This is a genomic window from Microbacterium sp. Root553, from assembly GCF_001426995.1.
Lineage (GTDB): Bacteria > Actinomycetota > Actinomycetes > Actinomycetales > Microbacteriaceae > Microbacterium.
The window spans coordinates 1865546-1881748 of the sequence record NZ_LMFY01000001.1; the positions used below are offsets into that span (position 1 = coordinate 1865546).

Sequence of the window (16203 nt, forward strand, 5' to 3'; positions counted from 1 at the left end):
CCGCCCGCGCGTCGCACCCGTCCGCTCACCCGGCGACGGCGCGCACGGACTCGGCGACGAGGGCGGCGAGCCGTGGGGGAAGGTCGTCGGGCAGCGTCTCGCGACCGAAGGTGAAGCGCACCGCACTCTGCGCGACCGCGGGATCCACCCCGCAGGCGAGGAGCACGTGGGAGGGGTCGTCGCTCCCGGCCGCGCACGCGGAGCCGCTCGACGACACGACGCCCCGACGCTCGAGCTCGAGGAGCACCGCCTCGCCGCTCACGCCCGCGAAGGTGAAGCTCGCGGTGGCGGGGAGTCGCCCCTCCGGGTCTCCCGTCAGCACCGCCTGCGGGACGGCCGCGAGGATCCCGGCGATGACGCGGCGGGTGGCCGCGCCCACCCGTGCGCTCGCCGCCTCACGCTCGGCCTCGGCCAGCTCGAGCGCGACGGCGAGACCGACGGCGCCCGCGACGTTCTCGGTGCCCGAGCGGCGACCGCGCTCCTGACCGCCTCCGTGCAGGAGGGGTTCGAGGGGGATGCGCCCTCGTACCGCCAGGGCGCCGATCCCCTTCGGGGCGCCGATCTTGTGACCGGCGATGGCGACGGCATCCGCGCCGAGTCCGTCCAGCGGCAGCCATCCCGCGGACTGCACCGCGTCGAGGTGCAGCGCGGCGCCCGTGGCATGCGTCACCGCGGCGAGTCCCGCGACGTCCTGGACCGTGCCGATCTCGTTGTTCGCGTGTCCCAGGGCGACCAGGGCCGTGTCGTCTCGGACCTGCGCGCGCAGAGCGTCGGCGGAGATCCGCCCCCACGCGTCGACCACCGGCATCGTCACCTCGACATCGTGGAATCGGCGCAGGAAGTCCGCCGACTCCAGGATCGACTCGTGCTCGATCGGCGAGACCACCAGATGGCGCCGCCCCGCGCCGAGAGCGGCGAGCACGATCCCCTTCACCGCGAGGTTGTTCGCCTCGGTGCCGCCCGCCGTGAACACCACATCGCCAGCCCGCACCCCCAGCACGCGGGCGACCCTCGCCCGTGCGTCGTCGAGCGCCGACGCCGCCGCCTCGCCGTAGGTGTGATGGCTCGACGGATTGCCGAACGTCCCGGTGAGGTACGGGCGCATCGCGTCGAGCACCTCCGGTCGCACCGGAGCCGTCGCAGCATGGTCGAGGTAGAGCATCCGTTCAGTCGATCCGCACGTCGAGGCCGAGGTCGAGGGCACGCGCCGAATGCGTGAGCGCCCCGACCGAGATCACGTCGACCCCGGTCGCGGCCATCGCACCCACCGTCTCGAGATCGACGCCGCCGGAGGCCTCGGTCTGCGCCCTGCCGCCGATGAGCGCCACCCCCGCCCTCAGGTCGTCGAGCGAGAAGTTGTCGAGCAGCACCGTGTGGGCGCCGCCGTCGATCACGGCGGCGATCTGATCGAGCCTGTCGACCTCGACCACCACATGAGTGGTGTGGGGGAGCGCGGCGAGCGCGTCGCGCAGGGCGACGGCGAGATCGAGGCCGGAGCGCTGCAGCACCGCGAGGTGGTTGTCCTTCGCCATCACGGCGTCCGACAGCGAATGCCGGTGATTGCGTCCGCCGCCGGACACCACCGCGTGGCGCTCGAAGGCCCGAAGGCCCGGAGTGGTCTTGCGTGTGTCGGCGATGCGCGCCGCGGTTCCCTCGATCGCACGCACATACGCGGCGGTGAGGGTGGCGATCCCGCTCATGCGCTGGGTGAAGTTCAGTGCGACGCGCTCGGCGGTGAGGATGCTCCGAGCCGTCCCCGACACCGAGGCGAGCACGTCGCCCGTGGCGAACGTGTCGCCGTCGCCGACGTGCACGTCGACGGTCAGGGTCGGATCGGTGAGGGTGAAGGCTGTCGAGAAGACGGCACCGCCGCTGAAGACACCGGGTTCCCGCGCGACCAGATCGGCGTTCGCCGTGGCATCCGCCGGCAGCAGCGTCACGCTGGTCAGGTCGCCCCAGGGCGCGTCCTCGTCGAGGGCGGCCGCGACGACGCGGGTGAGGATGGCGGGCGTGAGCATCAGACGGTCTCCAGAACGGGTGAGGGTGCGGGTTCGCGGAAGTGCGCACCGACCGAGTCGGTGCGGGTGAGGGCGGCGGTCGCCGTGGCGAACCCGAGCAGCAGGAGATTCTGCTCCTCGTGCTCCGCGACCGTGCGGGGATGCCGCGAGTCGGCGCGCCAGGCATCGAGCGTGTCGAGCGCCTGCCCCAGCCCCTCGGCGGATCTGAGCAGCCCGACACGGTCCCACATCAGCTGCTGCAGGGCCGCGCGGGAGAAGACGGGGACGCCCGCCGACGGACGCGTCGAAGGGGGTGCTCCGTCCGTCGGGGCGGGGCCCGGTGCCACGGCCGGAACGGACCCGGCCGGCCAGGGCGCGTCGAGCGCGGCCGCCGCTCGCGCTCCGAACACCACGCCCTCGAGCAGCGAGTTCGAGGCGAGTCGGTTCGCCCCGTGCACGCCGGTTCGAGCGACCTCGCCGACCGCGAGGAGCTGGGGGAGCGATGTGCGTCCGGCGAGGTCTGTGGCGACGCCTCCCATCAGGTAGTGCGCCGCCGGCGTCACCGGGATCGGCTCCGACGCCCAGTCGAATCCGCGCTCGCGGGTCACCCGGTCGATCGTCGGGAACCGGCGGGCCAGCGCCGGCGCTCCGAGCATCGTCGCATCCAGCCGCACGGGCGATCCCTGCGCGGCGGCCTGTCGTGCGATCGCCCGCGACACGACGTCACGGGGAGCGAGTTCGCCGTCGGGATGGCTGTCGAACACGAATCGTCGACCGTCGGCGTCGAGAAGCGTCGCCCCCTCGCCGCGCACGGCCTCCGAGACGAGGAACGGAGTGCCCGCATCGAGGAGGACCGTCGGATGGAACTGGACGAACTCCAGATCTCTCACGACCGCACCCGCGCGCAGTGCCGCAGCGATGCCGTCACCGGTCGTGCCGGCCGGATTCGTCGTGTGCGCATAGAGCTGACCGGCCCCTCCGGTGGCGAGGATGACGGCATCCGCGGTGAGATCCGTCGTGACGCCGCCGATCAGCACCCGGATGCCGTGGGCGACGCCGCCCTCGACGAGCAGATCGACGAGGAACGCGTACTCGATCACGGCCACCCGTGCCGCGCGGGTGGCGTGCACCAGCGCCCGGGTGATCGCCGCGCCGGTCGCGTCGCCGCCGGCGTGCACGATGCGCGCATGGCTGTGCGCGGCCTCGCGCCCGCGCAGGAGTGCGCCTGCGGCGGAGCGATCGAACGCGACACCGCGGGCGATCAGCTCGGTGATCCTGGCCGTCGCGTCGCGGACGAGCACGTCGACGGCCGCGGGGTCGGACAGCCCCGCTCCCGCCGTCATCGTGTCGGTCGCGTGCTCGGCGGCGGAGTCGCCGGCGCCGTAGCTCCCGGCGACGCCGCCCTGGGCGTATCCGGTGCAGCCGTCGCCCAGCGCGCCCTTCGTCACGACGGTGACCGTGTGGCCGGCCTCGTGCGCATGAAGGGCGGCGGTGAGCCCGGCGATGCCGGAGCCCGCGACGATCACCTCCATCAGGGGCCCGCGATCACGGGCGGCTTCGCCGCCAGCATCCGCTCGAGGGCGATCCGCGCGGGATCCGCCACATCCGCCGTCACCGTGATGCGGTTCGGGGTGCGTCCGGCGACGAGTTCCTCGAGCACCCACGCGAGATACCCCGGGTGGATGCGGTACATCGTCGAGCAGGGGCACACCACCGGATCGAGACAGAAGATCTCGTGCTGCGGGAACTGCGCGGCGAGGCGTCGGACCAGGTTGATCTCGGTGCCGATCGCGAAGGTCGTCGGCGTGGTCGCGGCGGCGATCGCGCGGCGGATGTAGTCGGTCGATCCCGCCTCGTCGGCGGCATCGACGACCTCCATCGGGCATTCGGGGTGCACGATCACCCGCACACCCGGGTGCTTCGCCCGCGCCTTCTCGATCTGCGCGACGGAGAAGCGACGGTGGACCGAGCAGAACCCGTGCCACAGGATGACGCGCGAGTCGAGCAGCTCCGTGGCGGAGGAGCCTCCGAGCGCCGCGCGCGGGTTCCACATCGGCATCCTGTCGAGAGGCACGCCCATCGCCTTCGCGGTGTTGCGGCCCAGATGCTGGTCGGGGAAGAACAGCACGCGCCGGCCCCGCTCGAAGGCCCATTCCAGCACGGTCTCGGCATTCGACGACGTGCACACGATGCCGCCGTGCCTGCCGACGAATCCCTTGATCGCGGCGGAGGAGTTCATGTAGGTCACGGGGATCACCGGGACCCGTCCGCTCTCGTCGACGGCGTCGAGATCGCCGAACACCTCGGACAGCTGCTCCCAGCAGTCCTCGACCTGGTCGATGTCGGCCATGTCGGCCATCGAGCAGCCGGCGGCGAGGTTGGGCAGGATCACGGCCTGGTCGGGGCCGGAGAGCAGATCGGCCGTCTCGGCCATGAAGTGCACTCCGCAGAAGACGATGGCCTCGGCATCCGTGCGCGCCTTCGCCGCGGTGGCGAGCTGGAAGGAGTCGCCCACGTAGTCGGCGTGACGCACCACCTCCTCCCGCTGGTAGAAGTGGCCGAGCACGACCACGCGGTCGCCCAGGGCCGCTTTGGCTGCGCGGATGCGGTGGTCGAGCTCGTCCTCGCCCGCCTCGCGGTACGAGGCGGGGAGCTCCCCCTGGCGTGGGGCGCCGGTGGGGATCACGTCGCCCATCGATGAGCCGGGACCGTACCCGGGCCGTGTGTCGAAGTCCCAGGGCCCGAGCGCGAGATCGGTCGCGCAGGTGGCATCCGTGGAGGCGCCGGACACGATCGACCGGATCGCGTGATCGACGGAGGCGTCGATCGCCGGCACGTCCGGCGTCGGAAGGAAGGTGATGCTCATCGGGTACTCGTCTCGTCGGGGCCGAGCGGGCCGTGGTCGGCCAGTTCGACGTCGGTGTTGTATCGGTACAGGCGGGCGGGGCGGTGGCTGCCGGTGCGGAACCGGTCGGTGGGCAGCAGGGTCCCCGAGCTCTCCACCTGGCGTCGGAAGTTCGCCGGGTCGAGCTGTCTGCCGAGGATCGCCTCGTAGGCCTCGCGGAGATCGGCCAGGGTGAACTCGGCGGGGAGGAAGCCGTGTGCGACGCGGCTGTAGCCGACCTTGTTGCGCAGGCGCCACAGGGCGTAGTCGATGATCGCGCGATGGTCGAACGCGAGCGGCGGGAGGTCGTCGAGATCGAACCAGCGCACGTTCTCGGGCGCGCGGCCGGATGCGCGGTGCGCGGCGCTCTGCGCATCGACGTCGTCCTGGCGCAGCAGCGCCCAGTAGACGATCGAGACGACGCGGGTGGGGGAGCGGTCGACGGCGCCGAACGCGTACAGCTGCTCGAGGTAGCTCGGCGTGAGGCCGGTGGTCTCGGCGAGGGTGCGGGCCGCGGCATCGACGGGGGATTCGACCGTGGTGAGCCAGCCGCCGGGCAATGCCCACTGTCCGGCGAACGGCTCGCGGGTGCGCAGCACCAGGGGGAGTGCGAGCCCGGCCGCCCCGTCGTCGGTGCGGCGCAGCGTGAGGATGACCGTCGACACGGCGACATCGATTCCCCTGGTTTGAGTCATAGTTACCTTAACCTCCGGATCGATCTTAGTGTCATCTGGACACTTAGTGCACCTGTGTGACGGACGCGGCGCCGAGGCCGAAACGTTATACGGCCGCCTCCCGAATGCTTGTCGCCCCGTGGGTAATTTGTTAGGTTACTGTCCTAACAAATCCCTTCCCGGGATCTGTCACGAGTCCCGGTTCCGGGGCGCGGCTCCATCCGGAGATCCCTCCTGCAGTGCAGCACCGAGAGGAAATACAGAATGATCCGTAACGGAAGGCGCAAGATCGCGCTCACCGCTGTGGCGGGGGCATCCGTCCTCGTCCTGGGTTTGACCGCCTGTGGCGCAGGCGGCAGCGAGGGGAGCGGAGGAGACGGAGACCGCGCCCTGCGTGTCTGGGCGGGAAGCCAGACGCCCATCACCGCGAACTACAACCCGTTCGCACCCACCGTGCTGCACGGCGCGCTCGGTCCGATCTACGAGCCGCTGTTCTTCTTCAACAAGACCGCGGACTCCGAGCCCGTCGGGCTGATCGGCGACGCCTACGAGTACAACGACGACGGCACGGCGATCACGATCACCATCAAGCCCGACCTGCTGTGGAGCGACGGCGAGCCTCTCACGGCGGCCGATGTCGCCTTCTCGTTCACCTACGAGGCGAACAACCCGGAGGGCAACGGCCTCGTCTCGGCGGAGGCCACCGACGACACCACCGTCGTGCTCACGTACACGAGCGCGCAGTACACGACCGAGTTCCAGCGCCTCGGGTCGACCTACATCCTCCCCGAGCACATCTGGGCCGACGTCACCGACTTCGCGAACTTCGCGAACGAAGAGCCGGTCGGCTCGGGGGCCTACGTCGTCGACAAGACCACGAGCGAGTCGTACACGCTCGTCGCCAACGAGAACTTCCGCGACGCCGACGAGCTCGGAGTGAAGAAGGTCCAGTACATCGCGGTCGACAACAACCAGACGGCGCAGGATCTCCTTGCCGCCGGCAAGCTCGACTGGACGGGCATGTTCATCCCGAACCCCGACGACGTGACCGCGAACGGGGCGATCGACTGGATCAACACCCCTCAGGACCCCACGGTCCTCTACACCTGCGCGAACGCCGAGCTCGGTTGCACCGGCCCGCAGACGGACGTCGCGGTGCGCCAGGCCCTCAACGTGGCGATCGACCGCGCCGCCATCAAGGACAAGGCCTTCGTCGGTCTGACCGGCGACATCTCGCCCACGTTCGCGCTGCTGCCGCGCGATGAGAAGTGGGTGGCCGATGCGGCCGACGAGGTCAGCCCCCAGGAGGCGGACGCCGCCGAGGCGGGCGACATCCTCGAGGCCGCGGGGTACACGAAGGACGGCGACTTCTACGCGAAGGACGGGAAGCCGCTCGAGCTGAGTCTCATCTCCGTCGACGGATGGACCGACTACAACGACGCGGCCAAGCTGATCGCCGAGCAGGCCGAGGCGGCCGGCATCAAGATCACCGCGTCGACCGTGCAGTGGCAGGAGTTCTCCGACGCCCGTCAGGGTGGGGACTTCCAGCTGATCGTCGGCGGTGTCATCGGCACCTCGGTGGCCGACCCGTTCCAGATCTACCGCGACTGGTTCGGTGGAACCGCGGTCGAGTCGACGGCTCCGGTCGGCAGCGAGGTCCCGGCAGGGCGCTGGAACTTCAGCCGGTACAGCAACCCGGTCGTCGACCAGGCGATCCAGTCCGCGATCAGCACCGACGACGAGGCCGAGAAGAAGGCGCTGTACGGCACGATCCAGACCGAGATCGTCCGTGACCTGCCCTACATCCCGCTCGTGATCAACGCCACGCAGACCTTCTACAACACGAAGGACTTCACGGGCTGGCCGACAGAAGACGACCTCTACGCCTTCCCGCCGTCCTGGGGCGCGATCGCGGCGGGATACGTCCTGACGCATCTCGAGCCGGTCGAGTAGGACGTGGTGTCGGGGAGCAGGAAGCGCGGTCTGTGACATGAAGTTCTATGCACGAAGGGTCGGGTTCTACGCATTCACGCTGTGGGCCGCGATCTCACTCAACTTCCTGCTTCCCCGGCTCATGCCGGGGAACCCGGCCGACATCATGATCGCCAAGATGCAGCGGGCGGGCGGAGAGGTCTCCGAGACCACCATCCGCAACATCAAGCTGCTGCTCGGCGGTGACGACTCCTCTCTCTGGGAGCAGTACCTGGCGTACTGGGGTCGCATGTTCCAGGGCGATCTGGGCGTCTCGGTCACCAAGTTCCCCACCCCGGTGAGCGAGCTGATCGGGCAGGCGCTGCCGTGGACCCTCGTGCTCGTGGGCACGGTGACGGTCATCTCCTTCATCCTCGGCGTCGTGCTCGGCGCCTGGGCGGGGTGGAAGCGCGGCACCTGGGTCGACCACCTCATTCCGGCGACCACGGTGCTGCAGTCCATCCCGTACTTCTGGATGGCGCTGCTGCTGGTCTCCGTCTTCGCCGTCGGACTCGGATGGTTCCCGATCTTCGGCGGCTACGACGTCTTCGACTTCCCCGACGGCCCGGAGCCGACGTGGGCGTTCTTCTCGAACGCCCTCTCGCATGCGGTGCTCCCGGCGCTCACCATCGTCATCTCGTCGGTCGGCGGCTGGATGTTCGGGATGCGCAACATGATGGTGCAGACCATGGCCGAGGACTACGTCCTCACCGCGGAGGCGAAGGGGCTGCGCCCGCGGCGCATCATGACGACGTATGCCGCGAGGAACGCCGCGATCCCCTCGATCGCCGGCTTCTCGATCACGCTCGGCTTCGTGGTCGCCGGCTCCATCGTGATGGAGCAGGTGTTCACCTATCCCGGCATCGGGAAGCTGATGTTCCAGGCCGTCACCAACAACGACTACGCGCTGATGCAGGGACTCTTCCTCGTCATCACCATCACGGTGCTCGCCGCCAACTTCATCATGGACCTGGTCTATGGCTTCATCGACCCGAGGGCTCGCCAGAATGTCTGACACCGACAACGCCGTGCTGATCACCAAGGATCAGCCGATGACCCAGCCGGCGAGCACGATCTCGCTGGCCACGCAGCGAGGACGTCGGCGTCGCCGCATCCTCCCCACCTCGTCGACGAAGTTCGTCGTCGGGGTGACCCTGGTGCTCGCGATCGTGCTGTTCGCGATCATCGCGCCGATCTTCTCGCAGAACCCGCGCAGCTCCGACAATCCGGCCCTGCTGCCGCCGTCCGGCGAGCACTGGCTGGGCACGACGAAGCTCGGCAACGACATGTTCGCCCAGCTCGCGATCGGTGCGCAGGGGTCTCTGCTCGTCGGCGTCGTCGCGGGCGGCATCGCGATCGTCCTGTCGCTGGTCTTCGGCGTGCTCGCCGGCTACCTCGGCGGATGGCGCGAAGACGCCCTGGCGCTGCTGACCAACGTGATGATCGTGATCCCCGGACTCCCGCTGGTCATGGTCATCGCCTCCTTCGTCCCGCAGCGCAGCTGGCAGCTCGTCGCCTTCGTGCTCGGGATCACCTCGTGGGCCGGCGCCGCCTACGTGCTGCGCCTGCAGACGCGCTCGCTGCGCACCCGCGATTACGTGTACGCGTCGAAGGTCGCGGGGGAGCGCTCGTTCCGCGTCATCCTCGTCGAGATCATGCCGAACCTGCTCCCGCTGCTCACCGCCCAGTTCCTGTTCGCGATCATCTTCGCGATCCTCGGCGAGGCGGGTCTGTCCTACCTCGGACTCGGACCCAACTCATCGATCACCTGGGGCACGATCCTCAACGACGCGCAGTCCGGCCAGGCGCTCGGTCGCGGAGCCTGGTGGTGGTTCGTTCCCCCGGGGGTCATGATCGCCGTGCTCGGTGCCGGTCTGGCGCTGATCAACTTCGCGATCGACGAGGTCATCAACCCCAAGCTCCGCAATGCCCCCGACGCCGCCCGCCGGGTGCGCAGGGCCGCCAAGACGAAGGGAATCGTCGCATGAGCGCTCCGCAGGCGGTGCTGACGGCACGCAACGTCTCCATCGAGTACGAGGTCGATCCGCCGGTGAAGGCCGTGCGCGACGTCTCCCTCACCCTCAACCGCGGCGAGATCCTCGGTCTCGCGGGAGAGTCGGGCTGCGGTAAGACGACGCTCGCCTACGGCATGAACCGTCTGCTCAAGGCGCCGGCGCTGATGACCGGCGGTGAGATCGTGTTCCACGACCGCGATGGCCACGACGTCGACATCGTCGCACTCGACGGAGAGGGCCTGCGGGCGTTCCGATGGGACAAGATCTCGATGGTCTTCCAGGGGGCGATGAACTCGCTGAACCCCGTGATCAGCGTGCGTGCGCAGATCTTCGACATCTTCGACACTCATCGCCCGGGGATGTCCCAGAAGGACAAGCAGGCGAGAGCCGAGGAGCTGCTCACGCTGGTCGGGGTCGATCCGTCACGGCTCACGAGCTTCCCGCACGAGCTGTCGGGCGGCATGCGCCAGCGCATGATGATCGCGATGGCGCTCGCGCTCGATCCGCAGGTGATGATCATGGACGAGCCCACCACGGCGCTGGACGTCGTGGTGCAGCGCGGGATCATCCGCGAGATCATGCGGCTGCGCGAGCGGCTCGGATTCGCGGTGATCTTCATCACCCACGATCTGCCGATGCTGATCGAGATCAGCGACCGCATCGCGGTCATGCTGCAGGGGCAGATCGTCGAGGAGGGGACGGCGGAGGAGATCTACCGCACCCCGCAGCACGAATACACGAAGCGTCTGCTGTCGAGCTTCCCGAGCCTGACCGGCGCGCGCGGCGACTTCGTCCGCACCGGCACCCGGCCGAGCCAGGAGGAGATCCGATGAGCGCACCCACTCTCGAAGCACGCAACCTCGTCAAGGACTTCACGCTGCGGTCGGGGCTTGCGACCTCGGTCCTCCACGCCGTGAAGGACGTCTCGTTCACGATCGAGGCCGGACGGACCGTCGCGCTGGTCGGCGAATCCGGCTCGGGCAAATCGACGATCGCCCGGATGCTGATGAAGCTCGAGACGCCCACGAGCGGCCGGATCTTGCTGGACGGAGAGCAGACCGCGTCGCGGGGTCGAGCCCTCGAGCACTATCGGTCGCAGGTGCAGATGGTCTTCCAGGACCCGTTCGCGTCACTCAACCCGTTCCACACGATCCTCCACCACCTGGAGCGCCCGATCCGCCTGCACCACCCGCAGCTGTCGGGCGACGAGGTGCGCTCGCGGGCGCTGGAGCTTCTGGAGCGGGTGCGACTCACCCCCGGCGAGAGCTTCGCCGAGCGCCGACCCCACGAGCTCTCCGGCGGTCAGCGTCAGCGGGTCGCCATCGCTCGCGCCCTCGCTCCCGGTGCCCGGTTCATCGTCGCCGACGAGCCGGTCTCGATGCTCGACGTCTCGATCCGCCTCGGCGTGCTGAATCTGCTCGCCGACCTGCAGCGCGAAGACCGGCTCGGCGTGCTGTACATCACGCACGACCTCGCGACGGCGCGGCACTTCAGCGACGAGATCATGGTGCTCTACAAGGGCGATGTGGTCGAGCGCGGCCCCGCGGACGCGGTGATCCTCGACCCGCAGCACGAGTACACGAAGACGCTGCTCGGCGCCGCACCCGAGCCCGAGAACCTGGGGCGTCTGCGCGACGAGGTCCGCGCAGAGATCGCCGGCCGCTGACGGCGGCCTCGCGGGTCGGCGCACCCTGGCGTCGATGCTCCGACCCGCTAGACTGGGCCCACAAGTGAAGACAGGCCGAATGACCCACGCGGGAGAGCCCCGGCGAACGCAGCCGGGCACCGAAGGAGCAAGCCTCCCCGCCAATCTCTCAGGTACGCGTACCGCGCGGTTCCGGCCACTCTGAAAAGCGATTCCACCCTGCGTCTCGGGCGCGCTCCGCGCGTCCTCGCCCAGGAACCACGGGATCCGCCGACGGTGAAAGCCCGATCCCGGGTGAAGCTCTCAGGCTCATGACAGAGGGGGAGTTCCGAGGAGCGGCAGCGCCGTTCCTCCCGACCCAGCCCGGGAGAACTCCATGTCCGACCCTCGCTACACCCCGCTCCGCGAACGCCACGAAGCGCTCGGCGCGTCATTCACCGACTTCGGCGGCTGGCAGATGCCGGTGCGCTACACCTCGGATCTCGCCGAACACCACGCCGTGCGCCGGTCCGCCGGGATCTTCGACATCTCGCACATGGCCGAGTTCCTGGTCACCGGCGACTTCGCCGCGCACTTCCTCGACTACGCGCTCGCCGGGCGGCTGTCCGCGATGGCCGTGGGCAAGGCGAAGTACTCGCTGATGCTCGCCGACGACGGCGGCATCGTCGACGACGTGATCGTCTACCGACTCGCCGAAGACCGGTTCCTGGTGATCGCCAACGCCGGCAACCGCGGTTTCGTCGACTCCGCCTTCGCGTCGCGCATCCGCTCGTTCCCCTCGATGGTCGAGCGCGAGCGCCCTGAACTCGTCGCAGGGGAGGAGCGCACCTTCGAGGGCTTCCTCGGGGACCGCGGCGTCGACGTCGAGGACGTCTCGGACGAGTACGCGCTGCTCGCCGTGCAGGGACCCGCCGCCGAGGCGATCGTCGCGGCGACCGAGGGCATCTCCGAGGTCTCGGTGCCCTGGGCTGAGCAGCGATACTACGCGTGGGCCGACGCGACCTTCCTCGGGTCGCCCCTGCTGATCGCCCGCACCGGCTACACCGGGGAGGACGGCTTCGAGCTGCTCGTCCGCGCGGCGGACGCGCCGGCGCTGTGGGATGCGGTCGCGGCGGCCGGGAACGCGCACGAGCTCGTGCCCGCGGGTCTCGCCGCCCGCGACACCCTTCGTCTCGAGGCGGGCATGCCGTTGTACGGCCACGAGCTGTCGCGCGAGATCACACCCGCGCAGGCCGGACTCGGTCGGGTCGTCGTCTCCGACAAGGAGAGCTTCATCGGCAAGGACGCCACGCCCGCCGCCGCCGACGCGCCCGTGCTGGTCGGTCTGGTCGCCGAGGGCAGGCGCGCGGGTCGCGCCGGGTACCCGGTCGTCGACCAGGACGGCGTCGTCCTGGGTGAGATCACGAGTGGCGCGCTCAGCCCGACACTCGGCCATCCGATCGCGATGGCCTACGTCGCACCGTCTTCTGCTGCGGAGGGAACCGCAGTATTCCTTGATGTGCGGGGGACCAGGATCCCCGCGACCGTGACCGCTCTGCCTTTCTATCGGAGGACCAAATGACCGACCTCAACGCACTCAGCTACACCGACGAGCACGAGTGGATCGCCTCAGACGGCGGCACCGCCACCGTCGGCATCACCGACTACGCGGCCGACAAGCTCGGCGACGTCGTCTTCGTCGAGCTCCCCGCGGTGGGAACCGAGATCACGGCGGGTTCCGTGGTCGGCGAGATCGAGTCGACCAAGTCCGTCGGGGAGCTGTACGCCCCCGTCAGCGGCACGGTCGTCGAGATCAACGACGCCGTGGTGGACGACCCCTCGCTCGTGAACGCCGAGCCGTTCGCCGGAGGGTGGCTGCTCAAGGTCTCGGTCGCCGCGGGAGCGCTCGACGGCCTGATGGACCGCGACGCGTACGTCGCTCTCACGGAGGGCTGATCGACCAGTGGTCTCCTTCGCCGATCGTCACATCGGAACCACCGCCTCCTCCCAGCGTCTGATGCTCGACGCGCTGGGTGTCGAGTCCTCCCTCGAGGACTGGAGCCCTGTCGAGGCGCTGATGCGCCAGGCCGTGCCCTCGTCGATCTTCACCGACGCCTCCGCGGACTCGGTCATCCCGCGCGCCGCGAGCGAGACCGAAGCGCTGGCGGAGCTGCGCGCGCTCGCCGCTCGCAACACGGTGAACCGGCCGATGATCGGCCTCGGCTACTACGGCACGATCACCCCTCAGGTGATCCAGCGCAACGTGCTCGAGAACCCGTCCTGGTACACCGCCTACACGCCCTATCAGCCGGAGATCTCCCAGGGCCGTCTCGAGGCCCTCATCAACTTCCAGACCATGGTCGCCGAACTCACCGGTCTGACCACCGCGAACGCGTCGATGCTGGACGAGTCCACCGCGGTCGTGGAGGGGATGCTGCTGGCACGCCGTGCGTCGAAGAAGGCGTCGAACGTGTTCGCCGTCGACGCCGATGCCTTCCCGCAGACGAAGGCGCTGCTCGAGACGAGGGCCGAGGCCGTGGGCATCGAACTCGTCGACGTGGACTTCGCCGCGGGCGAGGAGCTCCCCGCCGAGCTGTTCGGCGTGTTCGTGCAGTACCCGGGTGCGTCCGGACGCGTCTGGGATCCGAGCGCCGTGATCGACGCCGCGCACGTGGCGGGCGGACTCGCCGTGGTCGCGGCCGACCTGCTCGCGCTCACCCTGATCGCGTCGCCGGGCTCGCTCGGCGCAGACGTCGCGGTCGGCACGACGCAGCGCTTCGGCGTCCCCCTCGGCTTCGGCGGCCCTCATGCGGGCTACATGGCCGTGCGTGCGGGTCTCGAGCGCCAGCTGCCTGGGCGCCTCGTGGGCGTGTCGGTCGATGCCGACGGCAAGCCCGCGTACCGTCTGTCGCTGCAGACGCGGGAGCAGCACATCCGTCGTGAGAAGGCCACGAGCAACATCTGCACCGCGCAGGTCCTGCTCGCGGTGATGGCCTCGATGTACGCGGTCTACCACGGTCCCGACGGGCTGAAGGCGATCGCCGGCGAGGTCGCGGCGAAGACCGTCATGCTGCGGGACTGGCTCGCCGACGCGGGAGCCGACCTCGTGCACGACGCGTTCTTCGACACCCTGCGGGTGCGGGTCCCGGCCCGGGCGGCCGAGATCGTCGCACAGGCTCACGACTCCGGCATCCTGCTGCACGCGGTCGATGCCGACACGGTCGGGCTCTCGGTCGACGAGACGACGACCGTCAGCGAGCTTCACCGGGTCGCTCAGATGTTCGGCGGCCCGCGGGAGCGTGCCTTCGGTTTCTTCGGCTCCGGATCTCGCGGCGCTCTTCCCGAGGACCTGCTCCGACAGGACGAGTACCTCACCCACCCGGTCTTCCACGCCCACCGCAGCGAGACCGCGATGATGCGCTACCTGAAGAGCCTCGCGGATCGCGACTACGCGCTCGACCGCGGCATGATCCCGCTCGGTTCGTGCACCATGAAGCTCAACGCGGCCACCGAGATGGCGTCGATCACGTGGCCCGAGTTCGCGGGCATCCACCCGTTCGCTCCGGCATCCGACGTCGGGGGCTACCTCGACATGATCACCCAGCTCGAGGCGTGGCTCGCCGAGGTGACGGGATACGACGCCGTCTCGCTGCAGCCGAACGCCGGCTCGCAGGGCGAGCTCGCCGGGCTCCTCGCGATCCGCGGCTACCACCTCGCGAACGGCGACACGCAGCGCACGGTGTGCCTGATCCCGTCGTCCGCCCACGGCACCAACGCGGCCTCCGCCGTGCTCGCGGGGATGAAGGTCGTCGTGGTCGCCTGCGACGAGCTCGGCAACGTCGATCTCGACGACCTGCGGGCGAAGATCGCGACGAACGCCGATGAACTGTCGGCGCTGATGATCACCTACCCGTCGACGCACGGCGTCTACGAGCAGGATGTGGTGCAGATCACGGATGCCGTCCATGAGGCCGGCGGACAGGTCTACGTCGACGGCGCGAACCTGAACGCGCTGCTCGGCTACGCCCGATTCGGCGACCTCGGCGGAGACGTCTCGCACCTCAACCTGCACAAGACGTTCGCGATCCCGCACGGCGGCGGCGGTCCCGGTGTGGGCCCCGTGGCGGCCAAGGCGCACCTCGCCCCGCACCTGCCGTCGCATCCGCTCGCCCAGCGTGCGGAGCACGCCGGGGGCTTCGTGTTCGAGGGCGGCGCGGTCTCCGCAGCCCCCTACGGCTCGGCGGGCATCCTCCCGATCTCGTGGTCGTACGTGCGCATGATGGGGGCCGACGGCCTCCGTCACGCCACGGCCGCCGCCGTCCTCTCGGCGAACTACATCGCCGCCCGCCTCGCCGAGCACTACCCGGTGCTCTACGCCGGCGAGGGCGGACGGGTCGCGCACGAGTGCATCCTCGATCTCCGTCCGCTCAAGGAGGCGACCGGGATCACCGTCGACGATGTGGCCAAGCGTCTCATCGACTACGGCTTCCACGCTCCGACGATGTCGTTCCCCGTGGCGGGCACGCTCATGGTCGAGCCGACCGAGTCCGAGGACCTCGGCGAGATCGAGCGGTTCATCGAGGCGATGGTCATGATCAAGGCCGAGGCGGATGCCGTGGCCGCAGGACGCTGGCCCGCCGACGACAACCCTCTCGTGCACGCACCGCACACCGCGGTCTCGCTGATCGCGGGGGAGTGGGAGCACGCCTACACCCGCGAGGACGCCGCCTACCCGGTGCACGCGCTGGTCGCGGGCAAGTACTGGCCGCCGGTGCGCCGGATCGATCAGGCGTACGGCGACCGCAACCTGGTGTGCGCGTGCCCGCCGATCGAGGCCTTCGCCTGACCCGCGTACGGTCGAGAAGCGGCGCCGTGTCCTCCGGGATGCGGCGCCGCCTCTCATTTCCGCATGTTTCCGCGAGATTACGGTTGGTCACCACTCAGTAACGGTTCATTAGCCGAGACCGGAAGGCGCGGAACCGCGGGTTACAGTCAGATATCCCTACGCACTCGACGATGAGCGCGCAGATTTGTTTGA

General features: G+C 69.6%; 13 protein-coding genes and 2 riboswitches. Of the genes, 8 read left to right on the forward strand and 5 right to left on the reverse strand.

Annotation, left to right across the window (positions count from 1 at the left end; translation table 11 throughout):
• Nucleotides 1-25: 25 nt before the first annotated feature.
• The 5 genes from ASD43_RS08650 to ASD43_RS08670 are packed head-to-tail and all read right to left on the reverse strand — an operon-like array spanning nt 26 to nt 5576.
• The gene (locus ASD43_RS08650; RefSeq protein ID WP_056416132.1) at nt 26-1162 is read right to left on the reverse strand and encodes a cysteine desulfurase family protein; all 1137 of its coding nucleotides are present in this window, start codon (nt 1160-1162) and stop codon (nt 26-28) included.
• Nucleotides 1163-1166: 4 nt separating this feature from the next.
• Nucleotides 1167-2018, reverse strand: a complete 852-nt coding sequence (nadC, locus tag ASD43_RS08655; RefSeq protein ID WP_056416135.1) for a carboxylating nicotinate-nucleotide diphosphorylase — start codon at nt 2016-2018, stop codon at nt 1167-1169.
• On the reverse strand, nt 2018-3529 hold the full coding sequence (gene nadB / locus ASD43_RS08660; RefSeq protein WP_056416138.1) for an L-aspartate oxidase: 1512 nt from the start codon (nt 3527-3529) through the stop codon (nt 2018-2020). Before nadB ends, nadC begins: the two co-directional genes overlap by 1 nt.
• Nucleotides 3529-4863, reverse strand: coding sequence for a quinolinate synthase NadA (gene nadA / locus ASD43_RS08665; protein ID WP_056416141.1), 1335 nt, complete (start codon nt 4861-4863; stop codon nt 3529-3531). Before nadA ends, nadB begins: the two co-directional genes overlap by 1 nt.
• A complete protein-coding gene (locus ASD43_RS08670) occupies nt 4860-5576 on the reverse strand; it encodes an NUDIX hydrolase (protein WP_056416144.1) in 717 nt (238 codons plus the stop codon). Before ASD43_RS08670 ends, nadA begins: the two co-directional genes overlap by 4 nt.
• Nucleotides 5577-5819: 243 nt before the next feature.
• Between ASD43_RS08670 and ASD43_RS08675 the strand changes: the two genes are divergently transcribed.
• From ASD43_RS08675 to gcvP, 8 genes are all read left to right on the forward strand, one after another.
• A complete protein-coding gene (locus tag ASD43_RS08675) occupies nt 5820-7508 on the forward strand; it encodes an ABC transporter substrate-binding protein (RefSeq protein WP_056416146.1) in 1689 nt (562 codons plus the stop codon).
• Nucleotides 7509-7545: 37 nt separating this feature from the next.
• Entirely contained in the window at nt 7546-8541 is a 996-nt protein-coding gene (locus ASD43_RS08680) for an ABC transporter permease (RefSeq protein ID WP_056416150.1), read from the forward strand.
• Entirely contained in the window at nt 8534-9514 is a 981-nt protein-coding gene (locus ASD43_RS08685) for an ABC transporter permease (RefSeq protein ID WP_056416153.1), read from the forward strand. The genes ASD43_RS08680 and ASD43_RS08685 overlap by 8 nt, the downstream gene beginning before the upstream one ends.
• Complete coding sequence (locus tag ASD43_RS08690; RefSeq protein WP_056416157.1) at nt 9511-10374, forward strand: ABC transporter ATP-binding protein; 864 nt, start codon at nt 9511-9513, stop codon at nt 10372-10374. Before ASD43_RS08685 ends, ASD43_RS08690 begins: the two co-directional genes overlap by 4 nt.
• Nucleotides 10371-11207, forward strand: a complete 837-nt coding sequence (locus tag ASD43_RS08695) for an ATP-binding cassette domain-containing protein (RefSeq protein WP_056416160.1) — start codon at nt 10371-10373, stop codon at nt 11205-11207. The genes ASD43_RS08690 and ASD43_RS08695 overlap by 4 nt, the downstream gene beginning before the upstream one ends.
• Before the next feature lie 79 nt (nt 11208-11286).
• Nucleotides 11287-11381, forward strand: a riboswitch (glycine riboswitch).
• Between the two features lies 1 nt (nt 11382).
• A riboswitch (glycine riboswitch) is annotated at nt 11383-11511 on the forward strand.
• A 51-nt stretch (nt 11512-11562) separates the two neighbouring features.
• A complete protein-coding gene (locus tag ASD43_RS08700; protein ID WP_056416163.1) occupies nt 11563-12747 on the forward strand; it encodes a glycine cleavage system aminomethyltransferase GcvT in 1185 nt (394 codons plus the stop codon).
• A complete protein-coding gene (gcvH, locus tag ASD43_RS08705) occupies nt 12744-13121 on the forward strand; it encodes a glycine cleavage system protein GcvH (protein ID WP_056416166.1) in 378 nt (125 codons plus the stop codon). The genes ASD43_RS08700 and gcvH overlap by 4 nt, the downstream gene beginning before the upstream one ends.
• A 61-nt stretch (nt 13122-13182) precedes the next feature.
• Nucleotides 13183-16011, forward strand: a complete 2829-nt coding sequence (gene gcvP, locus ASD43_RS08710; protein ID WP_056419383.1) for an aminomethyl-transferring glycine dehydrogenase — start codon at nt 13183-13185, stop codon at nt 16009-16011.
• Nucleotides 16012-16203 lie beyond the last annotated feature (192 nt).

Bases quoted from the DNA above. Each gene is read 5' to 3' on its own strand.
- ASD43_RS08670 (WP_056416144.1), bottom strand. From the start codon at position 5,576: ATGACTCAAACCAGGGGAATCGATGTCGCCGTGTCGACGGTCATCCTC.
- ASD43_RS08690 (WP_056416157.1), top strand. From the start codon at position 9,511: ATGAGCGCTCCGCAGGCGGTGCTGACGGCACGCAACGTCTCCATCGAG.
- nadA (WP_056416141.1), bottom strand. From the start codon at position 4,863: ATGAGCATCACCTTCCTTCCGACGCCGGACGTGCCGGCGATCGACGCC.
- ASD43_RS08650 (WP_056416132.1), bottom strand. From the start codon at position 1,162: ATGCTCTACCTCGACCATGCTGCGACGGCTCCGGTGCGACCGGAGGTG.
- ASD43_RS08700 (WP_056416163.1), top strand. From the start codon at position 11,563: ATGTCCGACCCTCGCTACACCCCGCTCCGCGAACGCCACGAAGCGCTC.
- nadB (WP_056416138.1), bottom strand. From the start codon at position 3,529: ATGGAGGTGATCGTCGCGGGCTCCGGCATCGCCGGGCTCACCGCCGCC.
- ASD43_RS08695 (WP_056416160.1), top strand. From the start codon at position 10,371: ATGAGCGCACCCACTCTCGAAGCACGCAACCTCGTCAAGGACTTCACG.
- gcvH (WP_056416166.1), top strand. From the start codon at position 12,744: ATGACCGACCTCAACGCACTCAGCTACACCGACGAGCACGAGTGGATC.
- ASD43_RS08685 (WP_056416153.1), top strand. From the start codon at position 8,534: ATGTCTGACACCGACAACGCCGTGCTGATCACCAAGGATCAGCCGATG.
- ASD43_RS08675 (WP_056416146.1), top strand. From the start codon at position 5,820: ATGATCCGTAACGGAAGGCGCAAGATCGCGCTCACCGCTGTGGCGGGG.
- ASD43_RS08680 (WP_056416150.1), top strand. From the start codon at position 7,546: ATGAAGTTCTATGCACGAAGGGTCGGGTTCTACGCATTCACGCTGTGG.
- gcvP (WP_056419383.1), top strand. From the start codon at position 13,183: ATGCTCGACGCGCTGGGTGTCGAGTCCTCCCTCGAGGACTGGAGCCCT.
- nadC (WP_056416135.1), bottom strand. From the start codon at position 2,018: ATGCTCACGCCCGCCATCCTCACCCGCGTCGTCGCGGCCGCCCTCGAC.